This is a genomic window from Burkholderia sp. E168m22 (assembly GCF_001319805.1).
GTDB lineage: Bacteria > Pseudomonadota > Gammaproteobacteria > Burkholderiales > Burkholderiaceae > Burkholderia > Burkholderia orbicola.
The window spans coordinates 133696-147410 of sequence record NZ_BBSK01000139.1 but is presented as its reverse complement, the minus strand read 5'-3'; the positions used below and the strand labels follow the sequence as shown (position 1 = coordinate 147410).

General features: G+C 68.5%; 14 protein-coding genes. 8 read left to right on the top strand and 6 right to left on the bottom strand.

Translation table 11 applies throughout. From position 1 onward, the window contains the following. The 6 genes from AP428_RS36340 to AP428_RS31250 all read left to right on the top strand — a co-directional run. Nucleotides 1-165 (top strand): TauD/TfdA family dioxygenase (locus tag AP428_RS36340; protein WP_197285620.1); only part of this gene is annotated, 165 nt, incomplete at its 5' end. Between the two features lie 11 nt (nucleotides 166-176). Further along, a complete protein-coding gene (locus AP428_RS31270) occupies nucleotides 177-1190 on the top strand; it encodes an ATP-binding cassette domain-containing protein (protein WP_054928598.1) in 1014 nt (337 codons plus the stop codon). Then, a complete protein-coding gene (locus AP428_RS31265) occupies nucleotides 1183-2262 on the top strand; it encodes an ABC transporter permease (protein WP_054928594.1) in 1080 nt (359 codons plus the stop codon). The genes AP428_RS31270 and AP428_RS31265 overlap by 8 nt, the downstream gene beginning before the upstream one ends. A 36-nt stretch (nucleotides 2263-2298) precedes the next feature. Further along, entirely contained in the window at nucleotides 2299-2841 is a 543-nt protein-coding gene (locus tag AP428_RS31260) for a hypothetical protein (protein WP_012337019.1), read from the top strand. Nucleotides 2842-2843: 2 nt separating this feature from the next. Continuing rightward, nucleotides 2844-4262 (top strand): FAD-binding oxidoreductase, encoded by a 1419-nt coding sequence (locus AP428_RS31255; RefSeq protein WP_054928593.1) that lies wholly within the window; start codon nucleotides 2844-2846, stop codon nucleotides 4260-4262. 32 nt (nucleotides 4263-4294) lie between these two features. Continuing rightward, nucleotides 4295-4543: a hypothetical protein gene (locus AP428_RS31250; protein ID WP_197285619.1), complete on the top strand. Its 249-nt coding sequence runs from the start codon at nucleotides 4295-4297 to the stop codon at nucleotides 4541-4543. 25 nt (nucleotides 4544-4568) lie between these two features. Here the strand turns inward: AP428_RS31250 and AP428_RS31245 are convergent, their stop codons facing one another. The 4 genes from AP428_RS31245 to AP428_RS31230 all read right to left on the bottom strand — a co-directional run bounded on the left by AP428_RS31245 (nucleotide 4569) and on the right by AP428_RS31230 (nucleotide 8671). Beyond that, complete coding sequence (locus AP428_RS31245) at nucleotides 4569-5660, bottom strand: beta-propeller fold lactonase family protein (protein ID WP_054928591.1); 1092 nt, start codon at nucleotides 5658-5660, stop codon at nucleotides 4569-4571. Between the two features lie 98 nt (nucleotides 5661-5758). After that, nucleotides 5759-7111, bottom strand: a complete 1353-nt coding sequence (locus AP428_RS31240; protein ID WP_006481162.1) for a TRAP transporter large permease — start codon at nucleotides 7109-7111, stop codon at nucleotides 5759-5761. Between the two features lie 4 nt (nucleotides 7112-7115). Beyond that, complete coding sequence (locus AP428_RS31235; protein WP_011549210.1) at nucleotides 7116-7688, bottom strand: TRAP transporter small permease; 573 nt, start codon at nucleotides 7686-7688, stop codon at nucleotides 7116-7118. Beyond that, entirely contained in the window at nucleotides 7685-8671 is a 987-nt protein-coding gene (locus tag AP428_RS31230; RefSeq protein ID WP_011549211.1) for a TRAP transporter substrate-binding protein, read from the bottom strand. The genes AP428_RS31235 and AP428_RS31230 overlap by 4 nt, the downstream gene beginning before the upstream one ends. A gap of 582 nt (nucleotides 8672-9253) precedes the next feature. Here AP428_RS31230 and AP428_RS31225 point away from each other — a divergent pair. Further along, nucleotides 9254-11431 carry a glycoside hydrolase family 28 protein gene (locus tag AP428_RS31225; protein ID WP_011549212.1) on the top strand — a complete coding sequence of 726 codons (2178 nt, stop codon included), beginning with the start codon at nucleotides 9254-9256 and terminating at the stop codon, nucleotides 11429-11431. A 90-nt stretch (nucleotides 11432-11521) separates the two neighbouring features. Next, the gene (locus tag AP428_RS37615; RefSeq protein WP_011549213.1) at nucleotides 11522-11716 is read left to right on the top strand and encodes a hypothetical protein; all 195 of its coding nucleotides are present in this window, start codon (nucleotides 11522-11524) and stop codon (nucleotides 11714-11716) included. A 35-nt stretch (nucleotides 11717-11751) separates the two neighbouring features. On the opposite strand, the gene AP428_RS31220 is transcribed toward AP428_RS37615, so the two are convergent. Next, the gene (locus AP428_RS31220; protein WP_226135477.1) at nucleotides 11752-12837 is read right to left on the bottom strand and encodes a helix-turn-helix transcriptional regulator; all 1086 of its coding nucleotides are present in this window, start codon (nucleotides 12835-12837) and stop codon (nucleotides 11752-11754) included. A gap of 299 nt (nucleotides 12838-13136) precedes the next feature. Next, the gene (locus AP428_RS31215) at nucleotides 13137-13388 is read right to left on the bottom strand and encodes a hypothetical protein (protein WP_027805970.1); all 252 of its coding nucleotides are present in this window, start codon (nucleotides 13386-13388) and stop codon (nucleotides 13137-13139) included. Nucleotides 13389-13715: the final 327 nt, after the last annotated feature.

Genomic DNA, 13715 nt, shown 5'->3' with positions numbered 1-13715 from the left:
ATGCCGTTCGACGATCTGGTGGCGATCTACGACGCGCTCGACGACGAGGAATGCGCGTTCCCGTGGCAGGCCGGCGACGTGCTCGTCGTCGACAACATGCTGGTCGCGCACGGCCGCAACCCGTACCGGGGCGCGCGCGACACGCAGGTCATGCTGTTCGACTGAGGATGCCGACGATGAGCGTTTCGTTTCTGGCGTCCGTGCGCGCGATGTTCGCCCCGCCCGCCGCGTTCGACCGGCCGCGGCGCGCGGGCACGCCGCCGCTGCCCGACGCACATGCGCCGGGCGCGGCGCTCGGCGCGCGCGCGATCGACGTCGCGGCCGGCGATTTCCGCTTCTCCGCGCGCCACGTGCGGTTCCGGCTCGGCGCGATCACCGCGATCATCGGGCCGAACGGCTCGGGCAAGACCACGCTGCTCGAAACGCTGCTCGGCTTCCGGCGCGGCGGCAGCGACGTGCGCGTGCTCGACGTGCCGGCCGAACGCTTCATGCGCGATTCGCGGTCGCTGCAGCGAATCGGCGCGCAATTGCAGAAGGTCGAGTATCCCGATCATCTGCGTGTATCCGAGATCGTCGCGCTGCACCGCGCGATGTACGCACACACCGATGCGGCGATCACCGACGCGCTCGGCATCGCCGAACTGCTCGACAAGCCGTGCCGCGCGCTGTCGAAGGGGCAGCGCCAGCGCGTGGACCTGTACGTCGCGCTCGCGCACCGGCCCGAGCTGGCCGTGCTCGACGAGCCGTTCACGGGCCTCGACCGTCGCTATGCGGGCGTCGTGATCGACCTGCTGCGCGACCGCGCAAGCGGCACGAGCGTCGCGATGATCTGCCATTCGGAGGAGGAACTGAGCGTGGTCGACGATCTCGTCTGGGTGCGCGACGGCGGCGTGCGCTACCAGGGCGACCGGGACACGCTGCGCGCCGAGCTCGTCGGCGATGCGCGCGCGGTCCTGTATTGCCGCGACGCAGCCGATGCGCGCGCGCTGCGCAAGCGGCTCGCGGCGCTGCCCGGCGTGACCGGCGTGCGCGTGTCGGCCGCGCACGTGGTCGAGGCGTTCGGCGATGCGACGCTGCATCCGAACGTGCACCGGATCGTCGGCGAACAGGGTATCCAGCATCTCGCGCTCGCGCCGAGCACGCCGGGCGACCTGCTGCGCCTGTGCACCGAGGGCCCGACCCATGACTAAGGTGTTCCTGATCCTCGTGCGCAACGAGCTGCTCGGCTATCTGCGCAGCCGCTCGTCGCTGTTCTGGACGCTGGTGTTCCCGGTGTTCCTGCTGAGCGTGATGCTGTTCGCGTTCGGCGGCTCGGGCTCGCTCGGCACGGCCGACATCGCGTTCGACGTGCCCGGCGGCGCGACGCCGTACAACCAGGCGTGCAAGGCGCAGATCGTCGCCAGCCTGTCGCACAGCGACACGGTGAAGGCGACCTTCGGCGGCCGCGGCACGCCGGCCGAGCGCGTGACCGTCGTGCTCGGCGCCGACGAGCGCACGCCGGCAACGATCCGCTACGACTTCAACGGCTCGCTCGCGGTGAAGGCGGCGTCGCGGGTCGTCGAGATCGCGCTCGCACGCTGCGCCGCGCAGCGGCTCGGGCTGCCGGCCGCGCAGGCACGCTTCGAGAATGCCGCGCCCACGCGCCGCCCGTTCGACTATGGCGCGTTCTTCGCGACCGGCATCCTCGTGATGGCGTTCATGGCGATCGGCCTCAACTCGACGACCACCGCGATCGCGGCGCTGCGCGAGCGCAATACGTTCAAGCTGTACGTGTGCTTCCCGGTCTCGCGCGGCGTATTCCTCGCCGCGCTGATCGTCGCGCGGATGGCGATGATGGCGCTGTCGGCGCTCGTGCTGCTGACGGTCGCGCGCGTCGCGTTCGGCATCGCGCTGCCGATCGCGACGCCGGACGGGCTGCGCGCATTGCCGATCGTGCTGCTCGGCGCGGCGATGGTGCTGAGCATCGGCGTGCTGCTCGCCAGCCGCACCCGCTCGCTCGCGGCCGCCGAGCTCGCGTGCAACGTCACCTACTACCCGCTGCTGTTCTTCAGCGACCTGACGATCCCGATGCACGACGCGCCCGCATGGCTGAAGGCCGGGCTCGCGTTCCTGCCGACCAACCAGTTCGCCGTCGCGCTGCGCGGCGCGCTGGTCGACGGCGCGCCGTACGCGCAGCTCGCGCCGCAACTGCTCGGCATGACCGCGTGCACCGCGCTGTTCCTGTTCGCCGCCGCGCGGCTGTTCCGCTGGCACGACGCTTGACGCGTCGCCACGCTGTTTCGACGAAGGAGAGACACGATGAAATCGAACCATCCCATAACCGACTACCTGCTGCACGCGAGCAACTTCCTGCCGGCGATCGTGTTCCTGTTCTACGGCCGGCTCGGCCCCGAGCAGCCGGATCTGCGCTGGACCCACGCGTTCCTGATCGGCGGCGTGCTCGCACTCGTGCACGGCGCGTGGCTGATGCGCCGCGCGGAGCGCAACAGCATCGCGCTCGGCGTCGACCTGTTTCTCGTGATCGGCGCGGTGCTCGCGCTCGTGTCGCCGACAGGTAGCCGTCTGTGGGGCGAGGAACTCGGCCCGGCGGCGATGCTCGTCTGCGTGCTGGTGGTCGGCATCGTGCATACCGCGTGGTCGGACGGCGGCTTCGTCGACGGCACGTTCGTCGACCAGGCGCGTGCGCGGTCGCTGTCGCTCGTGCTGCTCGCCGTCACCGTCGTCGCGCTCGCGGTGTCGATCGCGATGCGCCACAGCCCGCTGTGGGGCGGCGTCGTGCCGCTGATCGCGCTGGTCGTCGTGCGCGGCCGGCTGCGCAAGCAGCTCGCGCGGGCCAGTTGACGATGAACGCGCTGCCCGCCCCCGCGGCACACGCCGCGCAACGGCACGCGCTCGCCGCGGCACTCGGCGACGGCTGGCTCGAAGGCGCGGCCTGCGAGCCGTATGCGACCGACGTCGTGCAGTACAGCGGCGTGCCGCTCGGCGTCGCGCGGCCGGGCTCGACCGCCGACGTGCGTGCGCTGGCACGCGTCGCCGTCGCGCACCGGATCGCGCTCGTCGCCCAGGGCGCGCGCACCGGGCTCGTCGGCGCGGCCGTGCCCGATCGCAGCGGCACGCAATGCGTGGTGTCGTTCGAGCGGATGCGCGCCGTGCGCGCGTTCGATCCGGCCAATCGCAGCATCACGGTCGAGGCCGGCGTACGGCTGTCCGACATCAACCGTCTGGCGGGCGAAGCGGGGCTCTGCGTGCCGATCGATCTCGGCAGCGATCCGGCGGCCGGCGGCCTCGTCGGCGCGAACGCGGGCGGCAGCCGCCTGATCAAGTACGGCGACGTGCGCCGTCACGTGCTCGGCGTCGAAGTGGTGCTTGCGGATGAAGCCGGCACCGTGATCGACGCGCTCGCGCCGCTGCGCAAGCGCAACGCGGGCTTCGACGTCGCGCAGTGCTTCATCGGCGCGAATGGCGCGAACGGCCTCGTCACCGCCGTGTCGTTCGCGCTCGCGCCGCTCGAACGGTCGTCGTGCGCGGCGTTCGTCGCGTTCGCGTCGTACGACGCGGCACTCGCCGGCCTGCTCGCGTTCGAGCGCGCATTCGGCGAGTTGCTGTCGGCATTCGAGTTCATGTCGGCGGCGGCGGTCGGCTGTGTCGCCGCCGCGTTTCCGACATTGCGCGTGCCGTTCGAGGCCGACGCTGCAGCCTGCTACGCGCTCGTCGAGATCGCGACCGGCATGCCGGGGCTCGATGCGTTGCTCGAGGAACGCACCGTCGCGACGCTCGACGCCCTGGCGAACGAACGCGTCGTGCTCGACGCGGCGTGCGCGCCGGCGGAACGGTTCTGGCGGATTCGCGACGCGCTGCCGGCCGCGGTCGCGCAGGACGGCGTGCCGCTGTCGTTCGACGTGTCGTTTCCGCGCGGCGCGCTCGCCGGATTCGTCGCCGATGCCGAGCAGTGGCTCACCGCCGCGCATCCGCCGCTGCGCTGTCATGCGTTCGGCCATTTCGGCGACGGCGGCTGCCATCTCGTCGTGTCGATTCCGCATGCCGAAGCAGCACGCTACGGCGCGCTGCAGCAGGTGGCGCTGCGCGGCGCGCTGTACGACCGCGTCGTACAGGCAGGCGGCTGCTTCAGCGCGGAACACGGCGTCGGGCCGGTCAATATCGCGTACTACCGCAAGCACGTGCCGGCCGCGCAACGGCAGGTCGCATCCGCCATCCAGCACGCCGTCGACCCGCTCGGCCTGATCGGGCGGGTCCGTTACTGATGCACCGTTTCGACACCCCAAGGAAAATTCGCATGATGTCGCCACGCCCGCCCAGCCCCGCCGTCACCGCCGAGCCGGACGATTCATCGTCGGCGGGCATTCCCGCGCTGCCTGACTCAGGCGCGATGGTCAACGTGCGCGGCGTCGCGCATGTCATTGAATTGCCGCCGCGTGACCACGCGCGGCCGGCGTTGTGGCGCGAGCTTGCGCTCTGGCGCAACGATCGGTCGGCTGATGACGCATCGGACGGCGACGCCGAACCGGACGCGCCGCGGGGTTAGGTGAACGTTCGCGCCGCACGCAGAATCAGTTCGTCCCGTCGTACGTGACGATCTCGATCCAGTTCGCGCCCTTGCCGACCGGATACTTGCCGATCGCGTCGAGATGCCCGGTGTGGCCGTCGATCCGGTACACGGCCAGCGTCGGCGACAGCTGCCCCGCCGCGAGCAGATACTTGCCCGACGGATCGATCGCAAAACCGCGCGGCTGCCGTTCGGTCGCGAACGTGCCGATCCGCGCGAGCCTGCCCGATGTCGCGTCGACGCGATACCCGGCGAGCGTGCTCGACGTGCGCTCCGATGCGTACAGGAAACGCCCGTCCGGCGTCAGATGGAGATCGGCGCCCCATGGCTTGTCGCCGTGAAAATCGGGCGGCAGGATCGACACGGTCTGGATCGGCCGCGCATCGGCGCCGCCGTGCGACAGCGCGAGCACGTGCAGCTTGCCGTCGAGTTCGTCGATCAGGTACGCGAAGCGGCCGTTCGACGAGAACACGAAATGGCGCGGGCCCGACTTGTCGGGCAGCCGGTACGCGGGCGTCGTGTCGTCGGTCAGCATTCCCGTCGACGCATCGAACGGCAAGCGCAACCACGCATCCGCGCCGAGCACCGACGCGAACGCGTAGCGGCCGTCCGGCGACTGGCGGATCGCGTGCGCCATCGGGCCGGTCTTCACCGTCTGCCGCACGTCGCCCGCGACGCCGTCCGCGCCGATCCGGTTCACCGCGAGCAGGTTGCCGCCATACGACGCCGAGAACAGGTAGCGGCCCGACGCATCGGTCGACACGTACGCCATGCTGTCCGCGAGCGGCGCGCGGCCCAGCTCGATCAGCCGCCCGTCGAGCGGATTGATCGCGAAGCTGACGACGCGATACGGCGTCGAACGCAATGCCGCGTACAGGCGCCGATGATCGGGCGACAACGCCATCGGCATCACGGTGCCGTCGACCGGCACGGTTTCGATCGCGGTCAGCGCACCGTTCGCCGTGTCGACGCTGAACACCGAGATATCGCGGCTGTCGCTGTTCGACACGTATGCATACGTCGCCGCGTGCGCGAGCGAGGCCGCCATCGTCAACGCAACCGCCGCCACGGCGCGCCGCAGGAGAGTCGTTTTCATGGAAGTGCCGGGAAGTGAAGAAAGGGAACCGCGCATGCAACCGCGGCGCCGGCCCCCTCGGTCGTCCGGCGCCGCGACGTGCGAAACGCGCGCCGCAATCAGAACACCGCGTGCCCGCTGATCAGGCTCGGCAGCCACGTCGAGAAGAACGGCATGTACGTGACGATGTTGATCGCACTGAAGATCGCGAGGTAGTACGGCCACGCCATCTTCGTCGTCTCGCCGATCGACACGTTGCCGATCGCGCAGCCGACGAACTGCACCGACCCGATCGGCGGGTGCACGAGGCCGAGCGAGCAGTTCAGCAGCAGCATGATCCCGAACTGCACCGGCCCGACGCCGCATGCCATCGCGATCGGCAGGAACAGCGGCGTCGTGATCAGGATGTGCGCGGCCATGTCGACGAACGTGCCGAGGAACACCTGGATGATGTTGATGTACAGCAGCATCAGCCACGGCGCCGCGGTCGACTGCTTCAGCAGCCCTTCGATCGCATCGGGAATCTCCAGGTACGACATCTGGAAGCGCAGCATGTTGGACACCGCGATCAGCAGCAGCACGACGCCCGTCGTGCGTGCCGCATGCGACAGCGCGCGGCGCAGCTTCTCGGCCGTCAGCGTCCGGTAGACCACCGCGGTCAGCACCAGCGAGTACACGACGGCGATCGCGGCCGCTTCGGTCGCGGTGGCGATGCCCTTCGCGACGCACACCAGGATGATCGCGATCACCATCAGCCCCGGCACCGCGCCGACGAAGCTGCGCAGCACCGCATACCAGCCGGGAAACCGCGGCAGCGCGGACGAACCGTCCTCGCGGCGCGGATAGCCGTGACGCACGGCCTGCCAGTACGCGGCGGCGAGCACGAAGCCCATCACCCACAACACCGGCAGGAGCCCCGAGAACAGCAGGTCGCCGATCGACACGCCGCTCACCGGCTGGCCGTGCAGCATCCCGGTGATGCCCTGCGCGGCGAACGCGTAGATGATCATGTTGGTCGACGTCGGCATCAGCGCGCCGGCGAGCGACGCATGCGTCGTCACGTTGACCGCGTACGCGGCGCTGTAGCCTTCGCGCTTCATCAGCGGAATCACCACGCCGCCCATCGCCGACGTATCGGCGGTCGGCGAGCCCGACACGCCGCCGAACAGCGTGCAAGCGACGACGTTCGCCATCCCGAGGCCGCCGCGGAAGTGGCCGACGGTCGCCTGCGCGAAGCGCAGGATGCGGTCGGCGATGCCGCCATGCAGCATCAGTTCGCCAGAGAAGATGAAGAACGGCACCGCGAGGAACGAGAACGCGTTCATCCCCGAGATCATCGCCTGCATCGCGGTCGCGATCGGCAGGCCTTCGACCATGTAGGTCAGCACGCACGCAATGCCGAGCGCGAACGACACGGGTACGCCGAGCACGAGAAATATCAGAAAACTGACGGACAGGATCGCGAGTTCCATGGCGTTATTGTCCCGACGAAGAACGACGAAGCGCGAGCAGGTGCTCGAGCGAGAAGAAGATGATCGCAACCGCCGCGGGCATCGTGATCAGGTAGCGCACGCCTTCGGGCAGCCCGATGATCGGGATGCGGTCGCCCATCGTCTCGACGGCCATGCTGCCGCAGCCGATCATGATCATGATCGCGAACGCGATCAGGCTCAGGTGCTGGATCGCGATGACCACCGTGCGCGCCTTCGGCGACAGCCGGCGCACCAGCGAATCGAGGCCGATATGGCCGCCGTCGCGCACCTTCATCGCGGCACCGAACATCGCGATCACGATCACGAGCAACAGCGCGATCGGCTCGACGAAATCCGGCGCGTTCTCGAACACGTAGCGCATCACGACCGCGTAGAACACCAGCACCGTGAGCACCGCGAGACACGACGATGCAATCACGGCCAGCACGCGGAACAGCACGTCGTTCACGCAGCGCAGCAGCGACGCGGCATGCGGCCGCGCGGGCGGCGTGCCGTCCGGGGCGGCGGCCGACCCGCCCGCGGCCGCCGCGCTGTTCAGGGAAGTGCGACGCGTCACTTGGTGGCCTCGATCTCGTCGACGATCTGCTTCATCTGCGGCGTCTTTTCATACTTGATCCACAGCGGCTGCATCGCCTTCACGAACGCCGCGCGGTCGATCTGCGCGGCCGGCAGGATCTTCGCGCCGCCCTTCGTCACCAGCTGCTGCGCGGACGCCTCGCGCGCGGTCCACAGCTTCTGGTAGTACGGCACCGAGTCGGCCGCCGCCTTCCGGATCGCCGCCTGCTCCTGCGGCGACAGCGTGTCCCAGATCTTCTTCGAGAACACCAGCACTTCCGGCGTCATCGCGTGCTGCGTCTCCGAGTAATCGGGCGCGACTTCGTAATGCTTGGTTTCCTCGTACGACGGCAGGTTGTTTTCCGCCGCATCGACGAGGCCCGTCTTCAGGCCCGTGTACACCTCGGCGAACGGCATCGGCGTCGGCGTGCCGCCCATCGCCCGGATCTCGTCGACCATCAGGTCGGACGGTTGCACGCGCACCTTCAGCCCCTTCATGTCGGCCGGCGAGCGCACCGGGCGCTTCGCGTAGATCGAGCGCGCGCCGCTCTCGTAGAACGTCAGCGCGATCATTCCCTTCGCGGTGAACGCATCGAGGATCTTCTGGCCGGCCGGGCCGTACATCGCCTTGCGGAAGTGATCGACGTCGCGGAACAGAAACGGGAACGACGGAATCAGCGACTCCGGCACGATCTCGTTGAACGATGCGCCGTTCACGCGCGCCATGTCGATCGCACCGATCCGCACCTGGTCGACGGTGTCCTTCTCGGAGCCCAGCGCGCTGTTGCCGAACACCTTGATCGAATCCTTGCCGCCCGTCTGCTTCGACAGCGCGTCGCCCATGAACTTCACGGCCATGTTGGTCGGGAAGTTGTCGCCGTGCACGTCCGCCGAGCGGAACACGCGCGCCTGCGCGGACATCGCGAAGCCGGCCATCAACGCGACGGCGAGGGCGGTACGGGAGCCGGTGAATCGGTGCTTCATGGTGAGTCTCCTTGATGGTCGATCGTTGTTGTGCGGCGATCCGTCGGCGGGCACCTGCTTCATCCAGGCGCGTCCTTGAACCGCAGAGTCATACGTCGTATGACGTGTTGAGCGAATGTACGTCGGTTAACCGTTTAACTCACTTGGTGCATACCCCTATAACCCCAACTATCAAGGGCTTTTGGCGGAAATCGGAGAATCGATTTCTCTGTTTATAGGTTTTTCAGCGAAACGTTTTCCGGAAAGGGGTCGGCATGCGAACGGGGCATGATCGTCGCGGTTTCCTGACACTCGGCGGCCTTCTTTCGCTTCGTTTGCCGTCGTTATAGGATGACTGACCACGAAATCGTCACGCCATCGCGGTGCCACGAGCGCGCGCCGGCCTGCCTTCCGCGCGACGCGATTTCGCGTCCGTGGCGCTCCGCCCGGCGACCCCGCGTCGGCGACCGCATCCGCTCCGCCTCAGCCTGACCGGCAGCCCGTCTCCAGCCCGCACGCTCGCGTCGCGGAGCACGCGCCGCCCGAACGACCCGATACCAACCCGGCATCGCGCAGCCGATGCCTCTTCAGGAGATCTCCGTCATGACACTCCCCCTTTCCCGGCCCAATGTCCGGCCCAATGCCCGGCCGAACCGGCGCCCGCGCGTGCTCGGCCTGCTCGCCGCGCTGCTCGCCACCGCCGCGGCGCTCACCGCGTGCGGCGGCGACGAGGCGAGTACCGGCGGCGGCGCGGCGTCCACCGCACCGCCCGCCACCAGCGTGTTCCAGGTCGGCACGACGACCGTCGACCCGAACCTGCCGGCCGAACCGGCGCTGCCCGCCGATACGCAGGTATGCAGCACGCTCGAAGCCGCCAATACGCTCGTGAGCCGCCCCGACGGCTCGCTGCCGCCGGAGGCCGACCCGTCGACGGCCGGCGTCGGCAAGGCCGTGCCGGCCGCGACGGCCAACCCCGATCAGGCGCGCATCCAGGCCGCGCTCGACGCGTGCGGCGCGGCGGTCGACGCTGAAGTCGGCGCGACGATCGCGGCGGCGGACGCCGCGGCCACCGCCGCGCAAAAGGCGGCCGCCGCGCCGAACGTGAACCTCGCCGGCGCATCCGGCGAGGAACTCGCGAAGCCGAAGTACCGCGCGAGCAAATTCGCGGTGCGGCTCGTCGTCAATCACGCGGGGCCCGGCAACGGCTTCATCAGCGGGCCGCTGACGCTGCCGTCCGGCGTCACGCTGTGGATCGACAAGGGCGTCACGCTGTATGCATCGCGCGACGTGAAGGCGTATTCGCCGAACGCCGCCGGGCCGTACTGCGGCAACACGGCCGTCAGCGCGACGAAAGCCGGCAGCTCGTCGAACTGCGCCGCGCTGATCACCGGCACCAACCTCGTCAACGCGGCGGTGGTCGGCGACGGCCGGATCGACGGGCGCGGCTACGCGGAGCTCGTGACGTCCGATGCGAAATACCCGCTGATGAAGGTCGACCTGACGTGCTCGAACACCTACGCGGCCTACAAGAGCGGCACCGTGGCGCCCGACGGCACCGCGTGCGACGACGGCGGCACCGTCGTCGATTCGAAATCGACGGTGCGCAACATGACGTGGTGGGATCTCGCGTATCTCGGCAACATGGTGCAGAACGGCACGACCGGCTTCGGCTCGCAGTCGAATTTCCGGCTGATGGTGTTCAACTACGCGAAGAACCTCACGCTGTACCGCATCACGCTGAACAACAGCCCGAATTTCCACGTGGTGCCGAGCGGCGTCGACGGGCTGACGATCTGGAACGTGAAGGTGCAGACGCCGACGCTCGCCGCGTTCGCGAACCCGGCCGGCAACGGCAACCCGCTGTACAACGGGCAGACCTTCAACGCGGACAACGTGAAGAACACCGACGCGTTCGACCCGGGCGCCGCGTCGAAGCCGACCTCGGCGGCGCTGTCGACCGGCAGCACGACGACGTCCGCCGCCGCGATCTCGTTCGACGGCTACCTGAAGAACTTCGTGTTCGCATACAACTACGTGAGCACCGGCGACGACGACATCGCGCTCAAGGGCAGCAACAATCCGGCGCCCGCCGGCTCCGGGCTGTTCGGCATCGACGGCAATCGCGACGTGCGCGCCGATCGCAAATGGGGCGTCGTGATCGCGCACAATCACATCTACTGGGGGCACGGCATCTCGATCGGCAGCGAGACCAACGGCGGCGTGACCAACGTTCAGGTGTACGACAATGCGTTCCGCGATTCGGAAGAAGGGCTGCGCATCAAGTCCGACTATGCGCGCGGCGGCGAAGTGAGCAACATCCACTACGCGAACATCTGCATCCGCGACGCGAAGAACGCGCTGCTGTTCACGCCGTACTACAGCACGAAGGCCGTGCCCGCGAGCGGCCCGCTGTACCCGAACTTCCACGACATCTCGCTCGCGAACGTCGTGATCGAGGGGGCGGCCGGCGTGAAGCTGCAGGGGTTCGAGGCGAACACCGGCGGCTACGGCGAGCCCGCGTTCCCGCTCGTGATGTCGCTGACCGACGTGGTGGCCGATACGCCCGACAGCATCGCGACGATCGCATCCGACGCGAACCTCACGCTGCGCAACGTGAACCTGCCGGTGTTCCCGTCGACCGCGAACCGGGTCGCCGTCAACGGCACGGCGGTCCATGCGATCGACCCGGCCAGCGTGCTCGACTGCAGCAAGGCATTCGTCGACTTCCCGGGCATCGACCAGTCGAACCCGTTCGGGTCGACGTGGGCGCCGGCGCTGTAGCGCGCGGTCATTCCGTCGCCATCGCGCGTGCCGCCTGGCAGGCACGTGCGATGCGCGCCGCGACATCATGCAACGCAAAAGGAGCCAACGATGTCGACCACGAAGCCATCAGCGTACCCCGACCCGGCTACCCCGCCGAACGCCGGCGACGAAGGCCCCGCAGGCGCGCCGGGTATCGGCGAGGACACGTGCCGCGTCTGCCGCGGCACCGGCAGGGTGGAGGGCCAGCCATGCGTCGTCTGCGGCGGGACCGGCAAGATACTGCAGGGAATCGGCGGCGGATAGGTAAAAAGGCCGCCGCGCCGGCGCGCGTCGCGCGCTCAGGTCTGCATGACCAGCGACGTCAGTTGCGCGGCGCGCGCCACGTCCGTCTTCGTGTAGATCGACTTGATCTGCGCGCGGACCGTGCCGATCGACACGCCGCGCAGCGCCGCGCACTCCTGCGGCGAGCGTCCGTCGCAGCACAGCAGCACGGCCAGCTCGGCTTCCGCCGACGACAACCCGTAGAACACCCGCAAGCGTTGCGCGCGCGCCGACGGCGCACGCAGGTCCGCGGCCGTCATCAGCGCCGCGACGCCGGGCCGTTCGCGCGCGAGGCGCGACTGTTCGGGAACGGGGATCAGCGCAAGCGGCAGCGGCTCGCCCGTCGTACGCCGCAGCAATAGCCCGCCGCGCGCGAACGCATACCGCCATTGCGTGTCATCGACGCAGCCTTCCGGCGCGAAACGGCCGTTGACGATCCGCAGCGCCGGTTCGGCGGCGATCAGCTGATCGGCCGCGCGGTTCGTATAGCGCAGTTCGCGCCGCGGGCCGAGCAGGAACACGGGCACCGGCACCGCATCGAGCGCCGACTCCGCGGCGGCCACGCGTGCTTCGAGTTCGCCGATGCGCGCATGGATGCGCAGCGCGCGACTGATGTGGCCGCCCATGATTTCGATGGTGCGGCGCTGCGCGTCGGACAACCCGTGCGATTCCGGGCCGCTCTGTACGCTGAGGAAAGCGCCGGCGCCCTCGCCGCGATGGATGTACAGGCCCGAGATGCCGCCGAGCCCGAACGGATGCATGAATTCCCGATAGAACACGCCATGTGTACGCTGCCGCACCGACAGGTGCTTGACGTCCTCGAACCAGCGCCCTGCCGGCCAGTCGGCGGCAACCGGCACGACCGGGTCGTACAGGTAGAACTCGGTGTTGTAGCGGTGGTGGCATGCGGCGACCCATGACGGATCGTCGCCGGCTGCCCGCTCGATTGCCGGCATCCGCGCCGCGTCGTCGAACGACAGCAGTGTGGCCATGCGCGTGCCGACCGTCAGACGCAGCCCGTCCAGCACCGCTTCCCACCGTTGATCGCCCAGTGCCGCAGCGTAGACGTCATCGATCCATGCCGAGGGAATCAATCCGTTCATCTGCATCTGGCCACCCCGCGCCGTGCGTTTTTGTCGAACGCCGTTCGGGCATCTTACTCAATCGGTCTGATTGTTCAAATTGCCGATGCGGATTTGGCCGAAATACCACGTTTGTCACCGTTTCTCGTCAGACGTAATGGTGGTTTTTGACACGGCGGGCGTGGAATCGGTGGTGATGCAGACGGCCGATGGCGCCTGCGGCGCGGGTCGCGCGGAACGAAATCTTGTCGCAGGTAGAGGGGTTCGAGGCTGGATGCGACGCGATGAAACGCGGTTCGGTACCCGCCCCGACGATGCACTTACTTCATCGTCAAGAACCGCGCTTCCATCTGGTCGATCTTCGCGAGCACGGCTTCGCTCAGCTTCCTGACGTGACGCGGCACGTCGGGCGTCGACAGCAGTTCCTCGATACGTCCGCGCCAGTATCTCGGATGCCGGACGCGCCCCGCGCCCGACATCGATACATCGTCGACGTCCGTCTCGCTGTCCAGCAGCGCCACCATGCGCTGGATATGGGAGAGCTCTCGTTCTACGTAGTCTCGTGCGAGCATATTGATTGAAATTCCCCGAAATACGACATCAGGCCTTCCGTCATCAACGCGCCGTCGGCCGCGGCGCCAACGACGCACTGCGGACCTGCACATCAGCGTACGCGACGACCGTGTCAATCGACTGTGCGAACGCTTACAGCGATCGACACGCAACGACAGGCCTGTTCGATTGTTCTGGTGATATCCGGTCCCCGGCGCCTTGTAGATCATCGTAGGCGTACCGCTCGGCGACGGCATCCCCAAAAGTGGGGATGCCGGCCGATATGGGTCGGGGAATCGTTGCCGGAAACGACGAGGGCGAAAAACGCAAGCGGGCGCGACGGCGCG

Bases quoted from the DNA above. Each gene is read 5' to 3' on its own strand.
- AP428_RS31215 (WP_027805970.1), bottom strand. From the start codon at position 13,388: ATGCTCGCACGAGACTACGTAGAACGAGAGCTCTCCCATATCCAGCGC.
- AP428_RS31250 (WP_197285619.1), top strand. From the start codon at position 4,295: ATGATGTCGCCACGCCCGCCCAGCCCCGCCGTCACCGCCGAGCCGGAC.
- AP428_RS31260 (WP_012337019.1), top strand. From the start codon at position 2,299: ATGAAATCGAACCATCCCATAACCGACTACCTGCTGCACGCGAGCAAC.
- AP428_RS31225 (WP_011549212.1), top strand. From the start codon at position 9,254: ATGACACTCCCCCTTTCCCGGCCCAATGTCCGGCCCAATGCCCGGCCG.
- AP428_RS31240 (WP_006481162.1), bottom strand. From the start codon at position 7,111: ATGGAACTCGCGATCCTGTCCGTCAGTTTTCTGATATTTCTCGTGCTC.
- AP428_RS37615 (WP_011549213.1), top strand. From the start codon at position 11,522: ATGTCGACCACGAAGCCATCAGCGTACCCCGACCCGGCTACCCCGCCG.
- AP428_RS31255 (WP_054928593.1), top strand. From the start codon at position 2,844: ATGAACGCGCTGCCCGCCCCCGCGGCACACGCCGCGCAACGGCACGCG.
- AP428_RS31230 (WP_011549211.1), bottom strand. From the start codon at position 8,671: ATGAAGCACCGATTCACCGGCTCCCGTACCGCCCTCGCCGTCGCGTTG.
- AP428_RS31265 (WP_054928594.1), top strand. From the start codon at position 1,183: ATGACTAAGGTGTTCCTGATCCTCGTGCGCAACGAGCTGCTCGGCTAT.
- AP428_RS31245 (WP_054928591.1), bottom strand. From the start codon at position 5,660: ATGAAAACGACTCTCCTGCGGCGCGCCGTGGCGGCGGTTGCGTTGACG.
- AP428_RS31270 (WP_054928598.1), top strand. From the start codon at position 177: ATGAGCGTTTCGTTTCTGGCGTCCGTGCGCGCGATGTTCGCCCCGCCC.
- AP428_RS31220 (WP_226135477.1), bottom strand. From the start codon at position 12,837: ATGAACGGATTGATTCCCTCGGCATGGATCGATGACGTCTACGCTGCG.